Below are 18,703 nucleotides of genomic sequence, written 5' to 3'. Positions count from 1 at the left end.
CTTAATTCAGCAGCGTCACGGCGGCACCGTCGGTCAGGCGCTGTGCGCCCTCAACGACCACGCGCTCACCCGCGATTAGCCCCTGCGCGACCGCAAAGGCTTGTCCCTGCTGGCCGTCCAGCGACAGACGACGCTGCCCGGCCTTATTCTCTGGTGTCAGTACCCAGCTAAAGTAGCCCTGCGCATCCTGCTGTACCGCCGCCGCCGGGATCATCACTCGCTCGGTCGCCACCTGCGGACGCAGCGTGACCGAAACGTTGCCGCCCGGCAGCAAACGGTGCTGAGGGTTAGCGAACTCCGCGCGCATCGTCACGCTGGCGGTGCGGGCATCGATACGGTTGTCGACCGAGGTCAGCACGCCATCTTCACGCTGGCCGTCGAGGGTGATTTGCGCCCGCCACGCTGCCTTCAGCGCGCGGATATCCGCATGCTGCCCGGCTTTGCTGTAGAACGCCGACTCATCCAGCGCGAAACTCACGCGGATAGGTTCAAGCTGCACCACCTCAGCCAGCACGCCGCTGGCGGGGTTAACCAGCGTCCCGATGTGAAAGGCGCTGTGGCCGACGCGTCCGCTGACCGGTGCGGTAATACGGGTGTAATCAAGGGTAATTTGCTGGGCAGAGATGCGAGCCTTCGCCTGTTCAACGGCCGCCGCCGCCACGTCGCGCTGCATCTGCGCGTTATCGACATCGTTACGGCTGATAGCCTGGCTGGTTTTCAGACTCTGATAGCGCGAAAGCAGCTGCTGCGCCTGACGCAGCGAAGCCTGCGCGCTTTTCAGTTCCGCCTGTGCCAGCGCCAGCGCCGCCCGGGGCTGGGCATCATCAAGGGTAAACAGCAGGTCACCTTTGTTGACCTCCTGCCCGTCCTGGAAATGGCGCTGCACGATGGCCCCTTCAGTACGGGCGCGGATCTCGACCGAATGAATGGCCTCAACGCGGCCCGGTACCTGACGCTCGGCAGCGTGCGGAGCCTGTTCAACGGTGATGATGCGCACCGGCACCGAGGCGGAAGCCTGCACGCAGGCGGCCAGGCCACAGGCCAGCAGGGCGAGGCGGAAAGTGTTTTTCATGGAGAAATCCTTGCAGGGCAAGCGCCCCCCTCCGGCTGGAGAGGGGCGTATGAGTTACGAGGTCGTTTTACGGAAACGGCGGGTCAGACGTTTTTCCACTTCAACCACCAGGAACATCGCGACGCCAATCATCAGGGTAATGCCCCAGTAGCGCAGCGGCAGCGCTTCAGTGCCGAACAACGTCTGCATCAGCGGCAGGTAGATAATCGCCAGCTGGAGCAGAAGCAGTACGCCGGTCACCAGCCAGATGCCTTTGTTCTTCAGCAGGCCGCGGTTCAGAGAGAAGCGGTCGCTGCTGCGGCAGTTGATCATATAGACCCACTGCGCGGTCACCAGCATCTGCAGCAGCACGGTGCGCACGAACTCGGCGCTGTGGCCGCGCGGTGCCAGCCAGGCCTCAAGAATAAAGGCGGCAATGGCAATCATCGAGCCGACAAAGGCAACGCGCCAGACGGCAAAGGCATCCATCACGTGCTGGCCAGTTTTACGCGGCGGCCGGTTCATTACGTTACGCTCAGCGGCTTCAAAAGCGAGGCCGAAGGAGAGCGTGGCGGAGGTTGCCATGTTCATCCACAGAATCAACACTGGGGTCAGCGGGATGATGTTCCCTGCCAGCAGGGCGATGATAATCAGCAGCCCCTGCGCCAGGTTGGTCGGCATGATGAACAGAATCGTCTTCTTCAGGTTGTCGTAAACGCGACGCCCCTCTTTGACCGAACTGGCGATGGTCGCGAAGTTATCGTCGGTCAGGACCATATCGGCGGCCTCTTTGGTCACCTCGGTGCCTTTAATACCCATCGCGATACCGACATCTGCCTGACGCAGCGCGGGCGCATCGTTTACGCCGTCGCCGGTCATGCCGACGATTTCGCCGTTCTCCTGCAGGGCTTTCACCAGGCGCAGCTTATGCTCCGGGCTGGTGCGGGCGAAGATGTCGTACTCCACCGCCGCTTTTGCCAGCTCGGCGTCATCCATGTGCTCCAGCTGGTAGCCGGTCATTGCTTCGCTGCTGTTGCGGATCCCCAGCATCTGGCCAATGCTCATGGCGGTTTGCGGGTGATCGCCGGTGATCATTTTCACGCGGATCCCGGCATTCTGGCAGGTGTGGATCGCCTCTACCGCTTCCGGACGCGGCGGGTCCATCATCCCGGCAATGCCGAGGAAGATAAGGCCTTCCTGCAGGTCGCTATGGTCGAGGGTTTTCGCCCCCGGCGCGGCGGGCTTGGTCGCCGCGGCCACCATACGCAGGCCCTGGCTGGCAAAACGCGCCATCTCCGCTTCCCAGTAGCCGCGGTCAAACGGGGCGACGCCGCGTGCGGTTTGCTGCTGCTGGCAAAGGGCGAAGAGCACATCCGGAGCGCCGGTCACCATCACCACTTCTTCATCAGCAAGCTGGAAGTGGGTGGACATGTATTTGTACTGCGAGTCGAACGGGATCTTCGCAATCAGCTGGGTACGCATCGGCTCAAGGTTGGCCTTCGCTGCCAGCACTTTAAGCGCACCCTCAGTTGGACCGCCGGTAATGCCCCAGTGGCCCTGCGCATCCTGAATCAACTGGCTGTCGTTGCACAGGTCGATGGTGCGCAGGTATTTCTCCAGCACGGTGTACGGCTGTACGTTGACCGGCTCGTTGCTGCCTTCCAGATAGATATTGCCGTGCGGCTCGTAGCTGTTGCCGTCAACGCGGTAGCAGCTGTCGGCGGTAATGATCGCTTTAACGGTCATTTCGTTCATGGTCAGGGTGCCGGTTTTATCCGAGCAGACCACGGTCATCGCGCCCAGGGTTTCAACGGTCGGCAGCTTGCGGATAATCGCCCGCTTACGCGCCATCGCCTGCACGCCCAGCGACAGAATAATCGAGATAATCGCCGGCAGACCTTCCGGTACCGCGGCAACCGCGAGGCTAATCAGCGACAGCAGCAGCTCGCCCAGTGGAATGTCGCGTAGCACCATGCTGAAGACAAACAGCGCGCCCATCATCGCCAGGATGATGGCGAAAATCGCTTTGCCGAGCTTGTCCATCTGCACCAGCAGCGGCGTGCGGTGCTTTTCAATACCGGCCATCATCTGGTTGATGTGGCCCAGTTCGGTCTCCTGCCCGGTCGCCACGACCACGCCCACGCCGCCACCGGCGCTGACGGTGGTGCCAGAGAAGACCATATTAGTACGGTCGCCCAGCGGCAGTTCGCCGTGCAGCACGTCGGTGTGCTTATCAACCACGGTGGATTCGCCGGTGAGGATCGCCTCTTCCACGCGCAGGTTGTGCGCTTCAATCAGGCGCATGTCCGCCGGAATACGGTCGCCCGCACGCAGTACCACGATATCACCCGGCACCAGGTCGGTGGTCGCCACCGTTTTATGGCTGCCGCCGCGAATGGCGCGCGCGTCGCTGGAGAGCATATTGCGGATGCTTTTCAGCGATTTCTCTGCGTTACTTTCCTGAATGTGGCCAATCAGGGCGTTAATCACCGTGACGCCGAGAATGACAAAGGTATCGACCCAATGGCCCATCACGGCGGTCAGCGCCGCCGCGGCCAGCAGGACGTAAATAAGGACATCGTTAAAGTGGGCAAGGAATCGCAGCCACGCGGGTTTGCCTTTTTTCTCCGGCAGTGCGTTCGGGCCGTAGGTGTTCAGACGCGCGGCGGCGTCGTCCATGCTCAGACCGTCAGGCTGGCTGTTCAGGTGTGACAGCACCTGCTCGGAGGTCTGCTGGTAGGCGTGCTCATGCGGGTCGTGACCCGCGTGCGGCACATTCTGGGCGTTCATCATTTTAGACACAATAAGGTTTCCTTTTAAATTCCTGCGAACGGAAAGCCCGAATTCCATTTCTGGCCAAGGCGATATCACTGAATAATATTTTCGAGCAAAAATATTTATTGAATCACAATATTTTTTGCTTTTTAAATTTTCAGAATGACATTAAGCTGAATTACTAATATTAATATTACAGAATGTTCCTAAACCCCATCTAAACGAGGTCATTATGTTTGGAATCTACAAAGGGCGCCGCCTGGCGCTGTACGTAGCGCTGGCTATCGTGATTGCCACGCTGGTTGGATATAGTACTTATACTTTTGTAAAAATATTATCTGGAGCATGACGTTAATTTACGAAAGCTATATTTAATTTAAACCAGAACATTATTTCATTTATCAATGTACGATTATTATCGTAGGTCTGGTGATTTATATTAATTATTCACTAAGGGATTTGTTTAATTAGAAACATTGCGTTCTATTAAAAATTACCGGACAATAATATCTTTAACCAAAGATTAACATTATATGAAGCATCCGCTCGAATCCCTGATGACCGCTGCCGGTATTTTATTGCTGGCGCTCCTCTCCTGCCTGCTGCTGCCTGCGCCGTCGCTGGGGCTGACGCTGGCGCAAAAGCTGGTTGAGACCTTCCATTTTATGGATCTGAGCCAGCTGTACACCGTACTGTTCTGCGTGTGGTTTCTGGCGCTGGGGACGATTGAGTATCTGGTGATTCGTTTCGTATGGCGGCGCTGGTTTTCGCTGGCGGATTAATGGCCGTGATTCCCCGGCGTCGCTGCGCTCGGCCGGGCTACGGGGTATGAGATGGTTGGGTAGCCCGGGCGAGGCGTTTACGCCGACCCCGGGGCCGAATCAATGCGTCTGCGGACGATGATTCTCTTTGCGGTAGGCACCCGGCGACTGATGGAACGTGCGGGTGAAAATGCGGGTAAAGGTCTGCTGGGAATCAAACCCGTACTTCAGGCAGATGTCGTAAACCTTTTGATCGGTCGTACACAGCTCATCGGCCGCCAGATTCAGCTTCCGGTGGCGAATGTAACGCCCCAGACTCTCCCCTTTGTGCTGCAGGAAAATACGCTGTAAATGCCATTTTGAGTACCCTGCCCGACGGGCAATTTCATCAATACGCAATGGCTGATGCAGATTGTCGTCAATCCATTCGACCAGTGTGTCGACAACCTGAGTGGCTAATTCGGTCATACACCCTCCCCTCGTTTAACGACTGCCGGTGGTTATTCCCACCAGGCACCAAATGTTTGTGCGGTATCAGCAAGCCACACCGGCTCGCCCTGCATCGGCGTCAGCAGCCGATACGCTTTGTCTTTGCTGGCCTGCGCCAGACGTTTGTACGGATCATCCCAAGTGTGTTTCGCCAGCACGAAGCGCCCGGCGTGGCCCGGCAGCACACGGCGAGCGTTGAGATCCGCCGCCGCCTGCGCCGTCTGTTCCGGCATCATGTGGATGTAGCGCCAGTCCTGGTCGTACTGACCGTCTTCCATAATGGCGACGTCCACATGACCAAACTGCTCGCCAATCGCTTTAAAGTGCGGGCCATAGCCTGTGTCGCCGCTGTAGTAGATATTCTGCGTCGGCGTCACGAACATAAAGCTCGCCCATAGGGTCTGGTTACGCTTCAGGCCGCGGCCAGAGAAGTGACGCGCGGGCAGCACGTGCACGCTCAGCGCATCGCTGATGGTGACGCTCTGCTGCCAGTCAGCTTCGGTAATCAGCTCATCTTTCATCCCCCAGTAACGCAGGTGTGAACCCACGCCAAGCGGCACCACGGCATGTTTGATCTTCGGCATCAGCCCCTTGATGGTGGCGTAATCCAGGTGATCGTAGTGGTCGTGAGAGATGATCAGCAGGTCTATCTCCGGCATGTTCTCCGCGCGCCACGGGTAGTTGCCCTCAAACGCCTTATTCAGAAACGAGAACGGCGCGGCATAGCTGCTGAACACTGGATCAATCAAAATACGTTTGCCTGACAGCTGCAGGTACCACGAGGAGTGGCCGAGCCAAATCATGGTGTCCTGCCCCAGCGGTAGGCTGGCAAGATCGGTCGGCACCATCGGCAACGGCTGCATCGGGCGGGCATTTTCGCGTTTGGCGGTTAAAAACTCCCACCACGCCATCACCATGTTTTTGTCACCGGTAAAGCCAGGCGTTGGCAAGGCGTTCTGGAACGCGCCGTCACGATAGTTCGGCGAACGTTCAATCTGACTTTTCTCAACCCCTTGCGGCGCCTGACCAAAACCGGCGTTCAGGACAAAGGGTAAACTTGCAGCACTGGCAATAAGCATGATGGCAACCACACTGATGATAAAAGGTTTCATATCCTGACCCTGGACCGGCTTCATCCAGGAAGCCACACTAAAAAGGTTGATTATGAGTGAGTAGGCACTCATTATAGAAAGGCGGGGAAAAAATCGTCAAGCAATTTTCAAAATTTGACAATCGACGTTGAAGTCCCTGGGGTCGGCATGTTTCAATCACGTTTTTTACAGTCAGAGAGGTAAAGTGTAGTGGCTCGTCCGAAGAGTGAAGATAAAAAACAAGCGTTACTGGACGCTGCGACCAGCGCCATTGCCCAATCCGGCATTGCCGCATCGACTGCGCTAATTGCACGCAGTGCGGGGGTTGCTGAGGGTACGTTGTTTCGCTATTTCGCCACCAAAGACGACCTGCTTAATGCGCTTTATCTGCATCTGAAAACCGGCCTGTGCGAGGCGATGAAAGCCGGGCTGGTGGATACCGAAGTACCAAAAGACTTTACCCATAGCATCTGGAACAGCTACATCGACTGGGGCGTACGCAACCCGACCGGACACCACGCGCTGCGACGCATGGCGGTGAGCGAAAAAATCACCGAAGAGACCACCGCTCAGGTGAAAGCGATGTTCCCGGAGCTGCAAAAGCTCTGCCAGCGCTCGGTGCGCCCGGTCTTTATGTCCGATGACTTCCGCGCCTTTGGCGATGCGCTGTTCCTGTCGCTGGCGGAAACCACGATTGAATTTGCTAGCCGGGAACCGCAGCGTGCCGATAAGTTCAAAGCGCTGGGCTTCGAAGCGATGTGGCTGGCCCTGGCGGAAGGTGAGTAATGGACGGTAAAACGCTGCATGAACGGGCGCACGAGTTTGCGCTAACCCTGCCCTTCTCCGACATCTACTGGCCTTTCGGCCCGGAGTACGATGTTTTTACGGTTGAGGGCAAAATGTTTATGCTCAAGGCCTATCTGCGCGGCGAACCTATCATCAACCTGAAGGTTGACCCGGAACAATCGTTGCTGCACCAGGCTATCTACCCGCACATCAAGCCGGGCTATCATATGAACAAAAAGCACTGGATTTCGGTTCATCCTGGCGATGAGATCACGGTCGATCTGCTCAACAGTCTGATTGAAGATTCGTGGAATCTGGTGGTGAACAAGCTGCCAAAACGCGTGCAACAGCGCGTGCGTCCCGTTTGATTTTGCGTTAAATGCGATAAGTGTTATCGCATTTTACACCCTTCTCATTTGTTAAATCGCGCGGTACCCTGCTTTGATACGACGCACCGATTTGCGGTGCTTTTTATCATTCAGGAGTGTTTATGGACATCGTTTCCGTTGCTAAAGCGCGCTATTCCACCAAAGCCTTTGATGCCAGCAAAAAGCTGACCACCGAGCAGGCTGCTGCTCTGAAAACCCTGCTGCGCTATAGCCCTTCCAGCACCAACTCCCAGCCGTGGCACTTTATCGTCGCCAGCACCGACGAAGGCAAAGCGCGCGTGGCGAAATCCGCAGCGGGCGGTTACGTGTTCAACGAACGCAAAATGCTGGATGCTTCCCACGTGGTGGTATTCTGCGCAAAAACCGCGATCGACGATGCCTGGCTGGAAAAAGTGGTGGATCAGGAAGATGCCGATGGCCGTTTTGCGACGCCAGAAGCCAAAGCCGCTAACCACAAAGGCCGCACCTTCTTCGCCGACCTGCACCGTAAAGAACGTCACGACGACGCGCAGTGGGCAGCTAACCAGACCTATCTGAACGTGGGTAACTTCCTGCTGGCGATGGGCGCAATGGGCCTCGACGCAGTACCGATCGAAGGCTTCGACGCCGAGATCATGGACGCCGAGTTTGGCCTGAAAGAGAAAGGCTTCACCAGCCTGGTCGTGGTGCCGGTTGGCCACCACAGCGTGGAAGACTTCAACAAAGCGCTGCCAAAATCTCGTCTGCCGGAAGAAGCGGTGATTACCGAGATCTAATTTAGCCGCCGTGCCTTCCCGGCGGCGCTTCGCCTGGCCGGGCTACAATATTCGAGTAGCCCGTCCAGGCGAAGCGCCGCCGGGGAATCTCAATACAGCAAGATCTGCGGATGTTTCACCCCGCAAGCTAGCGCATAACGCGTCAGCGTATCGAGGCTTGCTCGTGTTACGTTGGCTTCCATCCTGGACACCGTCGGGGCACTCACACCCATTCGCTGCGCAACCTGCGCTCGCGTCAGGCCCGCACGGCTACGCCACTGCGCCAGCATGTCTCGCAGACGTTCCTGCCGTTCCTGCGCATCAAACGCCGCCTTCACGTCTGACCGTTCCAGCATTTCGGCTCTCAGGTCATCCCAATCAATTACCTTCTTACTCATCCTGCATCTCCTGTAGCCGTTTTAATGCCAGACGGAGTTCCGCTGGAGGTGTTTTTTGCGTTTTTTTAATAAATACGCGCAGTAAGAAAATCGTCTTCCCCTGCTGAAAAGCATAGATACCGCGACAATGAATCATCCCTACCGTACGTATTTCAAAAAGGCCGTGAGGTAGAGGTTTACTGTCTGGCTCTCGTAGAGCAGTTGGATTTAGCCGAAGTTTTTCTATCTTGCCGATCATCTTCGCTTGCGCAGAAGCAGGCAATGCCAGCAATTCCTCTCTGGCATCTACATGAACAAGAATTCTGAACACGATTTTCGTCCCTGAATATTAGCATATAAGGCAAATTGCATTAAAGGTTAATTCACCCGTTTTGCATCACCCTACTCCTGCTAGCATCAAAGTTCAGATTCCGGTTTTAAACATGGATAGCGGATCGTAAAACGCATACACCAGGTAGCCCATCCAGGCAACGTGCCGCCCCCGTACTACAACCTCGCCAACACCCCTTCCCCTACCTCATCTACCGGTAAATAAACCAGCAGACGCGAGCCGTTGCGCGGCGCGGAGTACCAGTACATCTGCTGTAGCTGGAATTCGCCAAAATCAGGGTGGCGGAACGTTTTGATCTGGTTTTCGACGCCGCGTACTTCGTAGCGCTGGTGCCAGAGGGCTTCAAACTCGGCGGAGGCGGCGAAGAAGCGAGCAAGCTTGTTCTCCCACGCCGGTTCTCCCCGGTGTTCCGCCATCGCGGCGCGAAAATAGGAGACGAAGTTGCCCAGTACGTCAGGATTAGCCAGTCGACTACGCCAGCCGGGATGGGTCAGATACAGGTAGATACAATTTCGTTCATCTTCGGGAATGATGGAAAAATCGACGCCCATCAGCCGACAAAATGCCTCATTCCACGCCACGATATCAAAATTGGGCTTCTGAATACTGGCCGGTTGAGGCAGCAAACTGTCCAGCATACGGCGCGTGCCGGGGCTGATGCCCTCGCACTGAGGAACATTGGCGGACTCCAGCGGCGTCAGCCCCGCCAGCACGAACAGGTGGCGCGTCTCAAGTTCGCTGCACTGGAGCGCCTCGGCGACCGCTTGCATTACCGCCACCGACGGATTAACCTCGCGCCCCTGCTCAAGCCAGGTATACCAGGTCACGCCAACGTCCGCCAGCATCGCCACCTCTTCGCGACGCAGGCCCGGCGTGCGCCGTCGCCCGCTGCGCGGTAACCCCAACCGCTGCGGGTCGAGACTTTCCCGTCGCGCCCGAAGAAATGCACCCAGCTGCTTACGGTTATCCATCTGCCGTGTCTGCAATACGTCCATTTCACTGTGGCTGATGAGGCTCATGGTATCTCCAGCATAGTAGTGCCAGTACCAGTATAACCAGGAACTGGTACCCGTTTATTTAATCAGCGATGCTACGTCCAATCGCTGAATGACGCAATGGAGTCACCATGAAAACGTCTGCTGTTTCACCCGGTCGCGCAGGGCTTTTCCTGCTGCTGACCGGCCTGATGTTGCCCCAAATCGATACCTCGATTACCAACGTCGCGCTGGATTCCATCACCGAGTCTTTGCATGCCAGCCCCACCCAGCTAGAGCTCATTGTGGCGCTGTACGGCGTGGCGTTCGCCGTCTGCCTGGCGATGGGCAGCAAGCTTGGCGACAACTATGGTCGCCGCCGTCTGTTTATGTGGGGCGTGGCGGTTTTTAGCCTCGCGTCACTGCTGTGCGGAGTCGCTAACTCAATCACCGCCCTGCTCGCCGCCCGTACGCTTCAGGGCGCTGGCGCGGCGCTTATCGTGCCGCAGATCCTCGCCACGCTGCACGTCACGCTGAAGGGGACGGCGCATGCTCGCGCCATTAGTCTGTACGGCGGCATTGGCGGTATTTCGTTTATCGTCGGGCAGATGTTCGGCGGCTGGCTGGTGTCGGCGGATATCGCCGGGATGGGCTGGCGTAACGCCTTCTTTATCAACGTGCCCATTGGCCTGCTGGTGCTGGCGTTCAGTCGCCGTTACGTACCAGAAACCCGCCGTGATGAACACTCCACCATCGACTGGCAGGGCACCTTCAGCCTTGGGCTTATTCTCTGCTGCCTGCTGTTCCCGATGGCGCTGGGGCCGGAGCTGCACTGGCCGTGGTCGATGCGCCTGATGCTGCTGGCGATTATCCCGCTGCTGTTCTGGATGCGCGCCACCGCGCTGCGCAAAGAACAGCGCGGCGAGCATCCACTGCTGCCGCCGCGTCTGCTTCAACTGGCAAGCATTCGCTTCGGTATGGTGATTGCGCTGCTGTTTTTCAGCGCCTGGTCCGGGTTTATGTTCTGTATGGCGCTGACCATGCAGTCCGGCCTCGGCATGGCACCGTGGCAGTCGGGCAACAGCTTTATCGCCCTTGGCGTGGCCTATTTCCTGTCGGCAATGTACGCGCCGAAACTGATTGCACGCCACAGCATGGGGCGCATCCTGGTTGCCGGTCTGGTGGTACAAATTAGCGGCCTGCTGTTGCTGATGGAGACCTTTCATCATTACGGCCAGGCGACCACCACGCTGACGCTGGTACCCGCCACGGCGCTGATTGGCTACGGCCAGGCGCTGATTGTGAACTGCTTCTACCGTGTGGGAATGCGCGATATTACCGCTAACGATGCGGGCGCGGGCAGCGCGCTGCTGAGTACGCTGCAGCAGGCCACGCTGGGGCTGGGCCCGGCGGTATTTGGCTCGTTGCTGCTGATGCTGATGCGTAACCATCACGGCAGCTATCCGCAGGCGATGATCGGTTTTCTCGGCGTAGAGGCGGTGATGATGCTGCTGCTGGCGGTCATTGCCATTGGCCTGCGCCATCATTTAAACCGTAGCCCGACAATGGCAACTTCCTGATTATTAAGTTCCTGTATACCTGTTTGCATATTATAGCCAGCCTGGTCATTATTAAAGGCTGGCTATATAGGAGACGTTATGCAGGAACTCATTTCCCAGATAGAAGAGATGGGCATTGAAATAAACCATACCAATTCGCTGGTGATCATCTTTGGTATTATTTTTCTCACTGCCATCATTGTTCATCTGATTTTACACCGTCTGGTGCTGCGCACCTTCGAAAAGCGGGCGCAGGCCAGCAGCCATTTATGGCTGCAAATCATCACGCAGAATAAGCTGTTTCACCGACTGGCGTTTACGTTACAGGGGATCATTGTTAACGTGCAGGCCGTGCTGTGGCTGCAAAAAGGCAGTGAAGCAGCGGAAATATTAACCACGGTGGCGCAGCTGTGGGTGATGCTATATGCCCTGCTGTCGTTCTTCTCGCTGCTGGACGTTATTTTCAATCTGTCACAGAAGCTCTCCTTCTCCTCTCAGCTTCCGCTTAAAGGCATATTCCAGGGCGTAAAACTGGTGAGTGCGATTCTGATTGGCATCCTGATGATCTCCCTGCTGCTGGGGCAGTCACCGGCGATTCTGATAAGCGGTCTGGGGGCCATGGCGGCGGTACTGATGCTGGTCTTTAAAGACCCGATCCTCGGTCTGGTGGCCGGTATTCAGCTGTCGGCGAACGATATGCTGAAGCTCGGCGACTGGCTGGAGATGCCGAAATACGGCGCCGATGGTGCGGTCACCGATATTGGCTTAACCACGGTCAAAGTGCGTAACTGGGATAACACCATTACCACTATTCCCACCTGGTCGCTGGTCTCCGATTCGTTTAAAAACTGGAGCGGCATGTCGGCTTCCGGCGGACGTCGAATTAAGCGCAGCCTGAACATTGATACCACCAGCGTCCATTTCCTCGATGAGCAAGAGCAAGAGCGCTTAATTCAGGCGCGACTGTTAAAGCCGTATATGGACTCTCGTTATCAGGAAATTAGCCTGTGGAACCAGGAGTACGGCAGCGATGATTCGGTGCTTAACCTGCGCAAAATGACCAATATCGGCACCTTCCGCGCCTATCTCAACGAATATCTTCGTAACCATCCGAAAATTCGCAAGGATATGACGCTGATGGTACGCCAACTGGCACCGGATAATAACGGCCTGCCCATTGAGATATATGCGTTTACCAACACCGTTATCTGGGCGGAATATGAAAGTATTCAGGCCGATATCTTCGACCATATTTTTGCCGTGGTCGAAGAGTTTGGCCTGCGGATACATCAGTCGCCAACCGGTAATGATATTCGCGCCCTCGCGGGTGCTATCGGGCAGTAATCACGCCACCTCAGGCGTCTGAATCAGGGCGATAAACTTGTCAGCCAGCGGATTTTTCCGGCTGGCTGACCAGGCCACCGCCGTGGTGATCACCTCAATCGTCTGGTCGAGCGGCACCGTGACCACGTTGGCCGGTGACAGACGCTCCAGCGAGTCCGGCACCAGCGCAATCCCCTGCCCACAACCGACAAAAGCAATCTGCGAAGAGACCGAACGGACGTGGTGGATAATTCGCGGCGAGAAACCTTCGCTGCGACAGGCAGCGGTAATGCTGTCGAAATAGACCGGGCTCAGGTGACGTGAAAACATCACCCACTCTTCCTGCATCAAATCACGCAGCGCAATCCGAGGCTCGGCTGCCAGCCGATGCTGACGAGGCAGCGCCACCACCAGTTCGGCGCTGGACAGCGGCAACAGCGTAATCCCCTCGCCCATCTCCCCGGTGAGCCGTGCAAAGGCCAGATCGATCTCGCCGTTTTGCAGCGCCAGCACTGCTTCAGCGCTGTCGATCTCTTTAATGGAAATCACGATATCCGGGTAGCATGCCTTCATCTTATCAATCAGCGGCGGCAGCACGTCGAGCATCGCGGTGCTGATAGCGCCAATGGTCAGCATGCCGGTATGCCCGGCCACCGCTTCGTTCACCGCCAGCTCCAGCCGTTCAACCTGCTCGGCAAAACGTTTGACCGCCGGCAGAATGGCCAGCCCGACGGGCGTGAGCTGAACGTTACGCTTTGAACGGTCAAACAGCTGCACCTTTAGCGACTGCTCCAGCACCTGAATCTGCTGGGTTAAGGGCGGTTGCGTCATGCCAAGCCGCTTCGCCGCGCGGCCAAAATGTTTCTCCTCCGCCACGGCGAGAAACAGCCACATATGGCGAATAATGCGAAAATTGATCATCTCTGCATGGCTCCCTTCAATGCTTGCGCCAAACGATATTAAAAATATATCAGAGCATTACTTTAATACGATTTTACATATCAGAGAATCACGGCGACGATAGCCATCCCACGAATGAATAAGAAGAGTAACTATGCACCACGAATTTCACCGCGAGCGCCTTTCGCTAACGGTACAAGCGACGCCGATGCAGGTAGCCGCCATTCATCGCACCGGTAATCGTGAACCGATTGTATTTCTCCACGGCTTCGGTTCAACCAAAGAAGACTACGCCGATATCGTGCGTCACGCCGCCTTCGACGGGCAACCGTTTCTCGCCTACGACGCCCCCGGCTGCGGGGAGACGCAATGCCCAAACCTGCAAAAAATTTCGATTCCATTTTTAGTCGAGACGGCGCTCGCGCTGATTGACCAACTGGGCTTCCAGCGCTTTCACCTCGTCGGCCATTCCATGGGCGGCCTGACCGCATTGATGCTGGCGCACGCCCACCCCGAGCGGGTACTCAGCTTTGTTGATATCGAGGGTAATATCGCCCCGGAAGATTGCTTCCTGAGCCGCCAGGCGATTGATTATCCGGACGGTGACGATGAACAGTTCTTCGCCGATTTTATCGTCCGTACTCATCAGTCTCCGGCGTGGGCCAGCGCGCTGTATGCCGTCAGCCTCAAGCATAAAGTGCGAGCAGCGGCGGTCAGGCCCATTTTTACCTCGATGGTGGACTATTCCGACCACGGCGACCTGATGGCGAAGTTTTTAAATCTGCCCTGCCCGAAAATGTTTATGTACGGCGAGCAGAACAACACGCTGAGCTATCTGGCGGATATCGAACAGCGCGGCGTAACGCTTGCTGAAATTCCCCACTGCGGGCACTTCCCGATGTACTCCAACCCGGTACTGATGTGGCAAAAAATCAGCAAGCACCAGGAACAGGCACGGTGAAGCTGCATCTCACCTCCCGGGTCGCCGGGTTTTCGCTGGCGATACTCGCGGCGTTCGGCTTTTCGTTTAAAGCGATATTCGTCAAGCTGGCTTATGAGGTCGCACCGGTTGACCCGGTCACGCTGCTGATGCTGCGTATGTCGATGTCGCTGCCGCTGATTGCCCTCACCGCGCTGCCGGTACTGCGTAAAATACCCACGCTACATCGCCAGGATTACGCCCTGCTGGTGGTGCTCGGGGTGGCGGGTTATTACGCTTCGGCGATGCTCGATTTTATGGGCCTGCAGTACATTACCGCCGGTCTGGAGCGGCTGATTCTCTTTACCTACCCGATGCTGACCATCTTGATTGGCGTCTTTTTTCTCGGCAAAACCTTTGAGAAGAAGCTGCTGCTGGCAATGCTGCTCTCTTACGGCGGTATTCTGATTGCCTTTGTGCACGACCTCGGCCTTACCGCCGATAGCCATTCGGTACTGATCGGCGGGTCGCTGGTGTTTGGCTGCGCTATCACCTACGCCATTTACAACGCCGGGGCGGAGGTGGCTATCGGGCGCATGGGGGCGATCCCGTTTTCGATGCTGGCGCTGCTGGTGTCGATTGCGGCGACGCAGGTGCACTTTTTTGCCACCCGCCCCGTCGCTACGCTCAACCTGCCGTGGCAGATATATGCCTACAGCGCAGGGATGGCGGTATTTTCCACGGTGATGCCGATATTCTGGCTGTCGTCGGCTATTCACCGCATCGGGGCGGCGAAGGCGGTGCTGATTGGGTTAATCGGGCCGATTCTGACCATTCTGTTTAGCTGGTGGCTGCTGGACGAGCCGCTGTCGGTGGAGCAGTTGCTGGGGACGGGGCTGGTGGTGTGCGGGCTGCTGGTGGTTATCAGGCGGTAGGAGAAACATTGCCGGATGGCGGCGAAACGCCATCCGGCAACGCTAATATCAGGCACTGGCGCGAGGAATAAAACGCCACTCCAGCATCACCCGTTCCGGGGCAACGTCCGGGTTATCGATTTTATTGAGCAGCAACGTGACCGCTTTAGCGCCAATCTCCCTTGAGGGTTGCTGCACGGTGGTGAGCTGCGGCGAGACCATTTCCGCCAGCTCCGTGCCGTCGAAACCCACCACGGCGATATCTTCCGGTACGCGCAGTCCAGCCTGCTCGATGGCACGAATAGCGCCTGCTGCCAGTGAATCCGAGATGGCAAACACCGCATCCGGGCGCGGGTTCATCGCCAGCAGGTTTTTCATCGCCGCCTTGCCCGCCGCCGCGCTGAGATCGTCGGCATATTCCACCGCCACGAAACCGAGCCCCTGCTGTTGCCGCACGTCCTGATAGCCCTGCTCACGCAGGCGGGCATATTTATAGCTTAAATCATGGTTAATCAGAGCAATACGTTGATGCCCCTGCGCCGCCAGATAGCCTACCGCATGCTGGGCCGCATCAACGTCGTTAATACCCACGCAGGAAACGTCCCCCGCATCGGCATATTCGGCACACTGCACCCACGGCGCGTCGCCAATCACCGTGGTCAGTTCCGGCAAGCGAGCAAACGCATCCATGGTGATAATGCCGTCCACCATCTTGCCGGTCAGCAGACGCAGGCCAGACTTCGAACGTTCGATATCAGAGCCGGAATTACACAGCAGAATGCGATAGCCGTTTTTCTCCGCTTCCTCTTCAATGCCCTTTACCACTTCCGCACAGAACGGGTTGGCGATGTTTGACACCATCACCAGGATCATCGAGCTACGCGCCGTGCGCAGCTGGCGCGCCAGCAGGTTCGGTTGATAGTTACTCTCTTTGATAGCCTGAAGCACCCGCTCGCGGTTCTTCGCTTTCACCGTTTCGCTGTTGTTCAACACCCGCGATACGGTGGCTACCGACACGCCCGCCAACTGGGCGATTTTCTGAATTGACATGCTATGCCGTTCCCTGCAATTAACGCTTTGCGTGCAGGCTACCATAAAAACGGGCCCGGCGTACCGGGCGCACAGTTATTGTTCGACGCTGACCCAGCGCCGCTGCTGATGGCTTTTCACAATAGCGTCAATGAGATACATCACGTTCTCCCCCTCGCTGAACGACGCAAAGCGGCGCTCATGCTCCTGCGGCATCCTCCCTGCACGCACCGCCTGGTAGAAATTGAGCATCATGTTTTTAAACGCGTCCGGCCAGCCTTCGTTGTGCCCACCGGGGAAGTGCGCCTGCCCGGCGACGTCGCGGTTCAACAGACTGGGGTCATCGCTCAGCAACTGGTTGGGCTGGCTGCGGTGGCCAATCCACAGCTGCTGCGGCGTTTCCTGATCCCAGGCCAGTGAGCAGGCACTGGCGTTGATATCAAAGTGGAGGCGGTTTTTGCGCCCCGCGCTCACCTGCGAGACGCTAAAACAGCCTTTGCTACCGTCGTCAAAGCGGAACAGCACCGACCCCGCGTCTTCGGTGGTTACCGGCACGTCCTGGTATCCGGAGGAATCAGGCTGATCGCTGAAGGTTGCCTGCGACCCGAGGCTGGCTTTGCGCGTCGGCCAGACGATCGCGAGGTCGGCCATCACCTCGACGATGCGCCGCCCGGTGACAAACTGCACCGTATCGCACCAGTGCGAGCCAATATCGGCCACCGCCCGGGAAACCCCGCCCTGCTGCGCGTCCACGCGCCAGTTGAAGTCGTTTTCCAGCAGCATCCAGTCCTGATGGTAGCCACCGTAGGCGGAGAAAAGCCGCCCGGCACTGCCGTCACGCATCATGCTCGCCGCCTGCTGCACCATGGCAAACTGGCGATAGACGAAGCTCACGCCGTGCACCACGCCCGCTGCTTGCGCCATCTTAACCAGCTCGCGCGCCTCATCGGAGGTCATACATAACGGTTTTTCAGAGAAGACATGTTTCCCCGCCCGCAGGATCTTCCGGTTCACCTCGGCATGTAAAAAGTTCGGGGTGCAGTTATGCACCACCTGTAACCCAGGGTGCGCCAAAAGTGCATCAACGTCGCCATAAGCGTGCGGAATATTAAGCTGTCGCGCTTTCTCCTGCGCCTGCTCCAGCGAAGCGTCGCACAGCGCCACCACCTCAACAAACCCCAGGCGGCGCAGCGCTTCAATATGCGCCGGGCCAATAAAACCTGAGCCAACAATACCGACCTGAATCATCCGCGTACCTCGCTGCCCGCGGCAAAGTCATCAAAGGCCCGGGCGGATACGGGAATGATATGCCGTTTGATAAATTCGCTGCCTTCGCGCGCCCCGGTCTGCGCGTCCTTCAGGCAGCACTCCCACTCCATCACCGCCCAGCCATCAAAATCGTACTGGCTGAGTTTGCTGAAAATCTTTTTAAAATCGATATCGCCGTCGCCGAGCGAGCGAAAACGCCCGGCACGCTCCAGCCAGTTCTGATAACCGCCGTAGACGCCGCTGCGCCCGTTGCGCTCGAACTCCGCGTCCTTAACGTGGAACGCCCGAATGCGCGAATGGTAGATATCGAGATACGCCAGGTAGTCGATATTCTGTAGGTGCAGATGGCTCGGGTCGTAGAGCATGTGGCAGCGCGGGTGGTTATCCACCTTCGCCAGGAAACGCTCGAAGGTCACACCGTCGTGCAGGTCTTCACCGGGGTGAATTTCGTAGCACAGATCGACACCATGCTCGTCAAAGCAGTCCAGGATTGGCCGCCAGCGGCTAGCCAGTTCGTTAAACGCCTCGTCCAGCAGCAGCGCGTTATGCGGCGGCCACGGGTAGAAGTAAGGCCACGCCAGCGCCCCGGAGAAGGTGGCATGCGCCTTCAGACCCAGACGCGCCGACGCTCGCGCCGCATTTTTCACGCTCTCAACCGCCCACTGCTGACGCGCCGCCGGGTTACCGCGTAGCGCCGCTGGGGCAAAAGCGTCAAACGCGCTGTCGTAGGCCGAGTTCACGGCTACCAGCTGGCCTTCCAGGTGCGTAGAGAGTTCGCTAATGACCAGCCCACGCTCGGCAAGCCTTCCGGTGATGTCGTCACAGTAAGTCTGGCTGGTCGCCGCCTGCTGTAAGTCAAAAATTGCCGGATGGTTGCACGGCAGCTGTAGCGCCTTAAACCCCAGCCCTGCGGCCCATTCAGCTAGCCCATCGAGCGTATTAAACGGCGGCTCTGCGCCAATAAACTGCGCCAGAAAAATACCCGGTCCCTTGATGGTTTTCATACCCCCT

19 protein-coding genes are annotated in these 18,703 nt (G+C 57.3%); 8 read left to right on the top strand and 11 right to left on the bottom strand.

What is annotated here, in order from left to right:
* Position 1: 1 nt before the first annotated feature.
* Both V6944_RS13075 and V6944_RS13070 read right to left on the bottom strand, forming a co-directional pair.
* A complete protein-coding gene (locus V6944_RS13075; protein ID WP_333499272.1) occupies positions 2–1,072 on the bottom strand; it encodes an efflux RND transporter periplasmic adaptor subunit in 1,071 nt (356 codons plus the stop codon).
* A 54-nt stretch (positions 1,073–1,126) separates the two neighbouring features.
* Positions 1,127–3,844, bottom strand: a complete 2,718-nt coding sequence (locus V6944_RS13070; protein ID WP_333499367.1) for a cation-transporting P-type ATPase — start codon at positions 3,842–3,844, stop codon at positions 1,127–1,129.
* Positions 3,845–4,359: 515 nt separating this feature from the next.
* Between V6944_RS13070 and V6944_RS13065 the strand changes: the two genes are divergently transcribed.
* A complete protein-coding gene (locus V6944_RS13065; protein ID WP_185669556.1) occupies positions 4,360–4,608 on the top strand; it encodes a DUF1158 domain-containing protein in 249 nt (82 codons plus the stop codon).
* Between the two features lie 99 nt (positions 4,609–4,707).
* On the opposite strand, the gene V6944_RS13060 is transcribed toward V6944_RS13065, so the two are convergent.
* The gene (locus V6944_RS13060) at positions 4,708–5,055 is read right to left on the bottom strand and encodes a RamA family antibiotic efflux transcriptional regulator (RefSeq protein WP_185669555.1); all 348 of its coding nucleotides are present in this window, start codon (positions 5,053–5,055) and stop codon (positions 4,708–4,710) included.
* 32 nt (positions 5,056–5,087) lie between these two features.
* The gene (locus tag V6944_RS13055) at positions 5,088–6,212 is read right to left on the bottom strand and encodes an MBL fold metallo-hydrolase (protein ID WP_442910740.1); all 1,125 of its coding nucleotides are present in this window, start codon (positions 6,210–6,212) and stop codon (positions 5,088–5,090) included.
* 165 nt (positions 6,213–6,377) lie between these two features.
* Between V6944_RS13055 and V6944_RS13050 the strand changes: the two genes are divergently transcribed.
* The 3 genes from V6944_RS13050 (at position 6,378) to nfsB (ending at position 8,097) form a co-directional block, all read left to right on the top strand.
* Positions 6,378–6,953, top strand: coding sequence for a TetR/AcrR family transcriptional regulator (locus V6944_RS13050; RefSeq protein ID WP_185669553.1), 576 nt, complete (start codon positions 6,378–6,380; stop codon positions 6,951–6,953).
* Entirely contained in the window at positions 6,953–7,321 is a 369-nt protein-coding gene (locus V6944_RS13045) for an MmcQ/YjbR family DNA-binding protein (protein ID WP_185669552.1), read from the top strand. The genes V6944_RS13050 and V6944_RS13045 overlap by 1 nt, the downstream gene beginning before the upstream one ends.
* A 122-nt stretch (positions 7,322–7,443) precedes the next feature.
* Positions 7,444–8,097 carry an oxygen-insensitive NAD(P)H nitroreductase gene (gene nfsB / locus V6944_RS13040; RefSeq protein ID WP_185669551.1) on the top strand — a complete coding sequence of 218 codons (654 nt, stop codon included), beginning with the start codon at positions 7,444–7,446 and terminating at the stop codon, positions 8,095–8,097.
* A gap of 89 nt (positions 8,098–8,186) precedes the next feature.
* Here the strand turns inward: nfsB and V6944_RS13035 are convergent, their stop codons facing one another.
* From V6944_RS13035 to V6944_RS13025, 3 genes are all read right to left on the bottom strand, one after another.
* The gene (locus V6944_RS13035) at positions 8,187–8,474 is read right to left on the bottom strand and encodes a helix-turn-helix domain-containing protein (protein WP_333499270.1); all 288 of its coding nucleotides are present in this window, start codon (positions 8,472–8,474) and stop codon (positions 8,187–8,189) included.
* The gene (locus tag V6944_RS13030; RefSeq protein WP_333499269.1) at positions 8,467–8,784 is read right to left on the bottom strand and encodes a type II toxin-antitoxin system RelE/ParE family toxin; all 318 of its coding nucleotides are present in this window, start codon (positions 8,782–8,784) and stop codon (positions 8,467–8,469) included. Before V6944_RS13030 ends, V6944_RS13035 begins: the two co-directional genes overlap by 8 nt.
* Before the next feature lie 176 nt (positions 8,785–8,960).
* On the bottom strand, positions 8,961–9,800 hold the full coding sequence (locus V6944_RS13025) for a helix-turn-helix transcriptional regulator (protein WP_333499366.1): 840 nt from the start codon (positions 9,798–9,800) through the stop codon (positions 8,961–8,963).
* A 131-nt stretch (positions 9,801–9,931) separates the two neighbouring features.
* On the opposite strand from V6944_RS13025, the gene V6944_RS13020 reads away from it, so the two are divergent.
* On the top strand, positions 9,932–11,359 hold the full coding sequence (locus V6944_RS13020; RefSeq protein ID WP_333499268.1) for an MFS transporter: 1,428 nt from the start codon (positions 9,932–9,934) through the stop codon (positions 11,357–11,359).
* A 78-nt stretch (positions 11,360–11,437) separates the two neighbouring features.
* A complete protein-coding gene (locus V6944_RS13015) occupies positions 11,438–12,682 on the top strand; it encodes a mechanosensitive ion channel family protein (protein ID WP_333499267.1) in 1,245 nt (414 codons plus the stop codon).
* On the opposite strand, the gene V6944_RS13010 is transcribed toward V6944_RS13015, so the two are convergent.
* Complete coding sequence (locus tag V6944_RS13010) at positions 12,683–13,582, bottom strand: LysR family transcriptional regulator (protein ID WP_185667056.1); 900 nt, start codon at positions 13,580–13,582, stop codon at positions 12,683–12,685. It abuts the gene before it with no gap.
* Between the two features lie 133 nt (positions 13,583–13,715).
* On the opposite strand from V6944_RS13010, the gene V6944_RS13005 reads away from it, so the two are divergent.
* A complete protein-coding gene (locus V6944_RS13005) occupies positions 13,716–14,522 on the top strand; it encodes an alpha/beta fold hydrolase (RefSeq protein WP_333499266.1) in 807 nt (268 codons plus the stop codon).
* Entirely contained in the window at positions 14,519–15,415 is an 897-nt protein-coding gene (locus tag V6944_RS13000; RefSeq protein ID WP_333499265.1) for a DMT family transporter, read from the top strand. The genes V6944_RS13005 and V6944_RS13000 overlap by 4 nt, the downstream gene beginning before the upstream one ends.
* Before the next feature lie 48 nt (positions 15,416–15,463).
* On the opposite strand, the gene V6944_RS12995 is transcribed toward V6944_RS13000, so the two are convergent.
* The 3 genes from V6944_RS12995 to V6944_RS12985 all read right to left on the bottom strand — a co-directional run bounded on the left by V6944_RS12995 (position 15,464) and on the right by V6944_RS12985 (position 18,696).
* A complete protein-coding gene (locus tag V6944_RS12995) occupies positions 15,464–16,444 on the bottom strand; it encodes a LacI family DNA-binding transcriptional regulator (protein WP_333499264.1) in 981 nt (326 codons plus the stop codon).
* Positions 16,445–16,519: 75 nt separating this feature from the next.
* Positions 16,520–17,671 carry a Gfo/Idh/MocA family protein gene (locus tag V6944_RS12990; protein ID WP_333499263.1) on the bottom strand — a complete coding sequence of 384 codons (1,152 nt, stop codon included), beginning with the start codon at positions 17,669–17,671 and terminating at the stop codon, positions 16,520–16,522.
* Positions 17,668–18,696: a sugar phosphate isomerase/epimerase family protein gene (locus V6944_RS12985; protein WP_333499262.1), complete on the bottom strand. Its 1,029-nt coding sequence runs from the start codon at positions 18,694–18,696 to the stop codon at positions 17,668–17,670. The genes V6944_RS12990 and V6944_RS12985 overlap by 4 nt, the downstream gene beginning before the upstream one ends.
* Positions 18,697–18,703 lie beyond the last annotated feature (7 nt).

The sequence above is a fragment of the Kluyvera sp. CHPC 1.2972 genome (genome assembly GCF_036759925.1).
GTDB lineage: Bacteria > Pseudomonadota > Gammaproteobacteria > Enterobacterales > Enterobacteriaceae > Kluyvera.
Note: the sequence above shows the minus strand (reverse complement) of the source record. Positions and strands in the feature narration are given on the sequence as shown.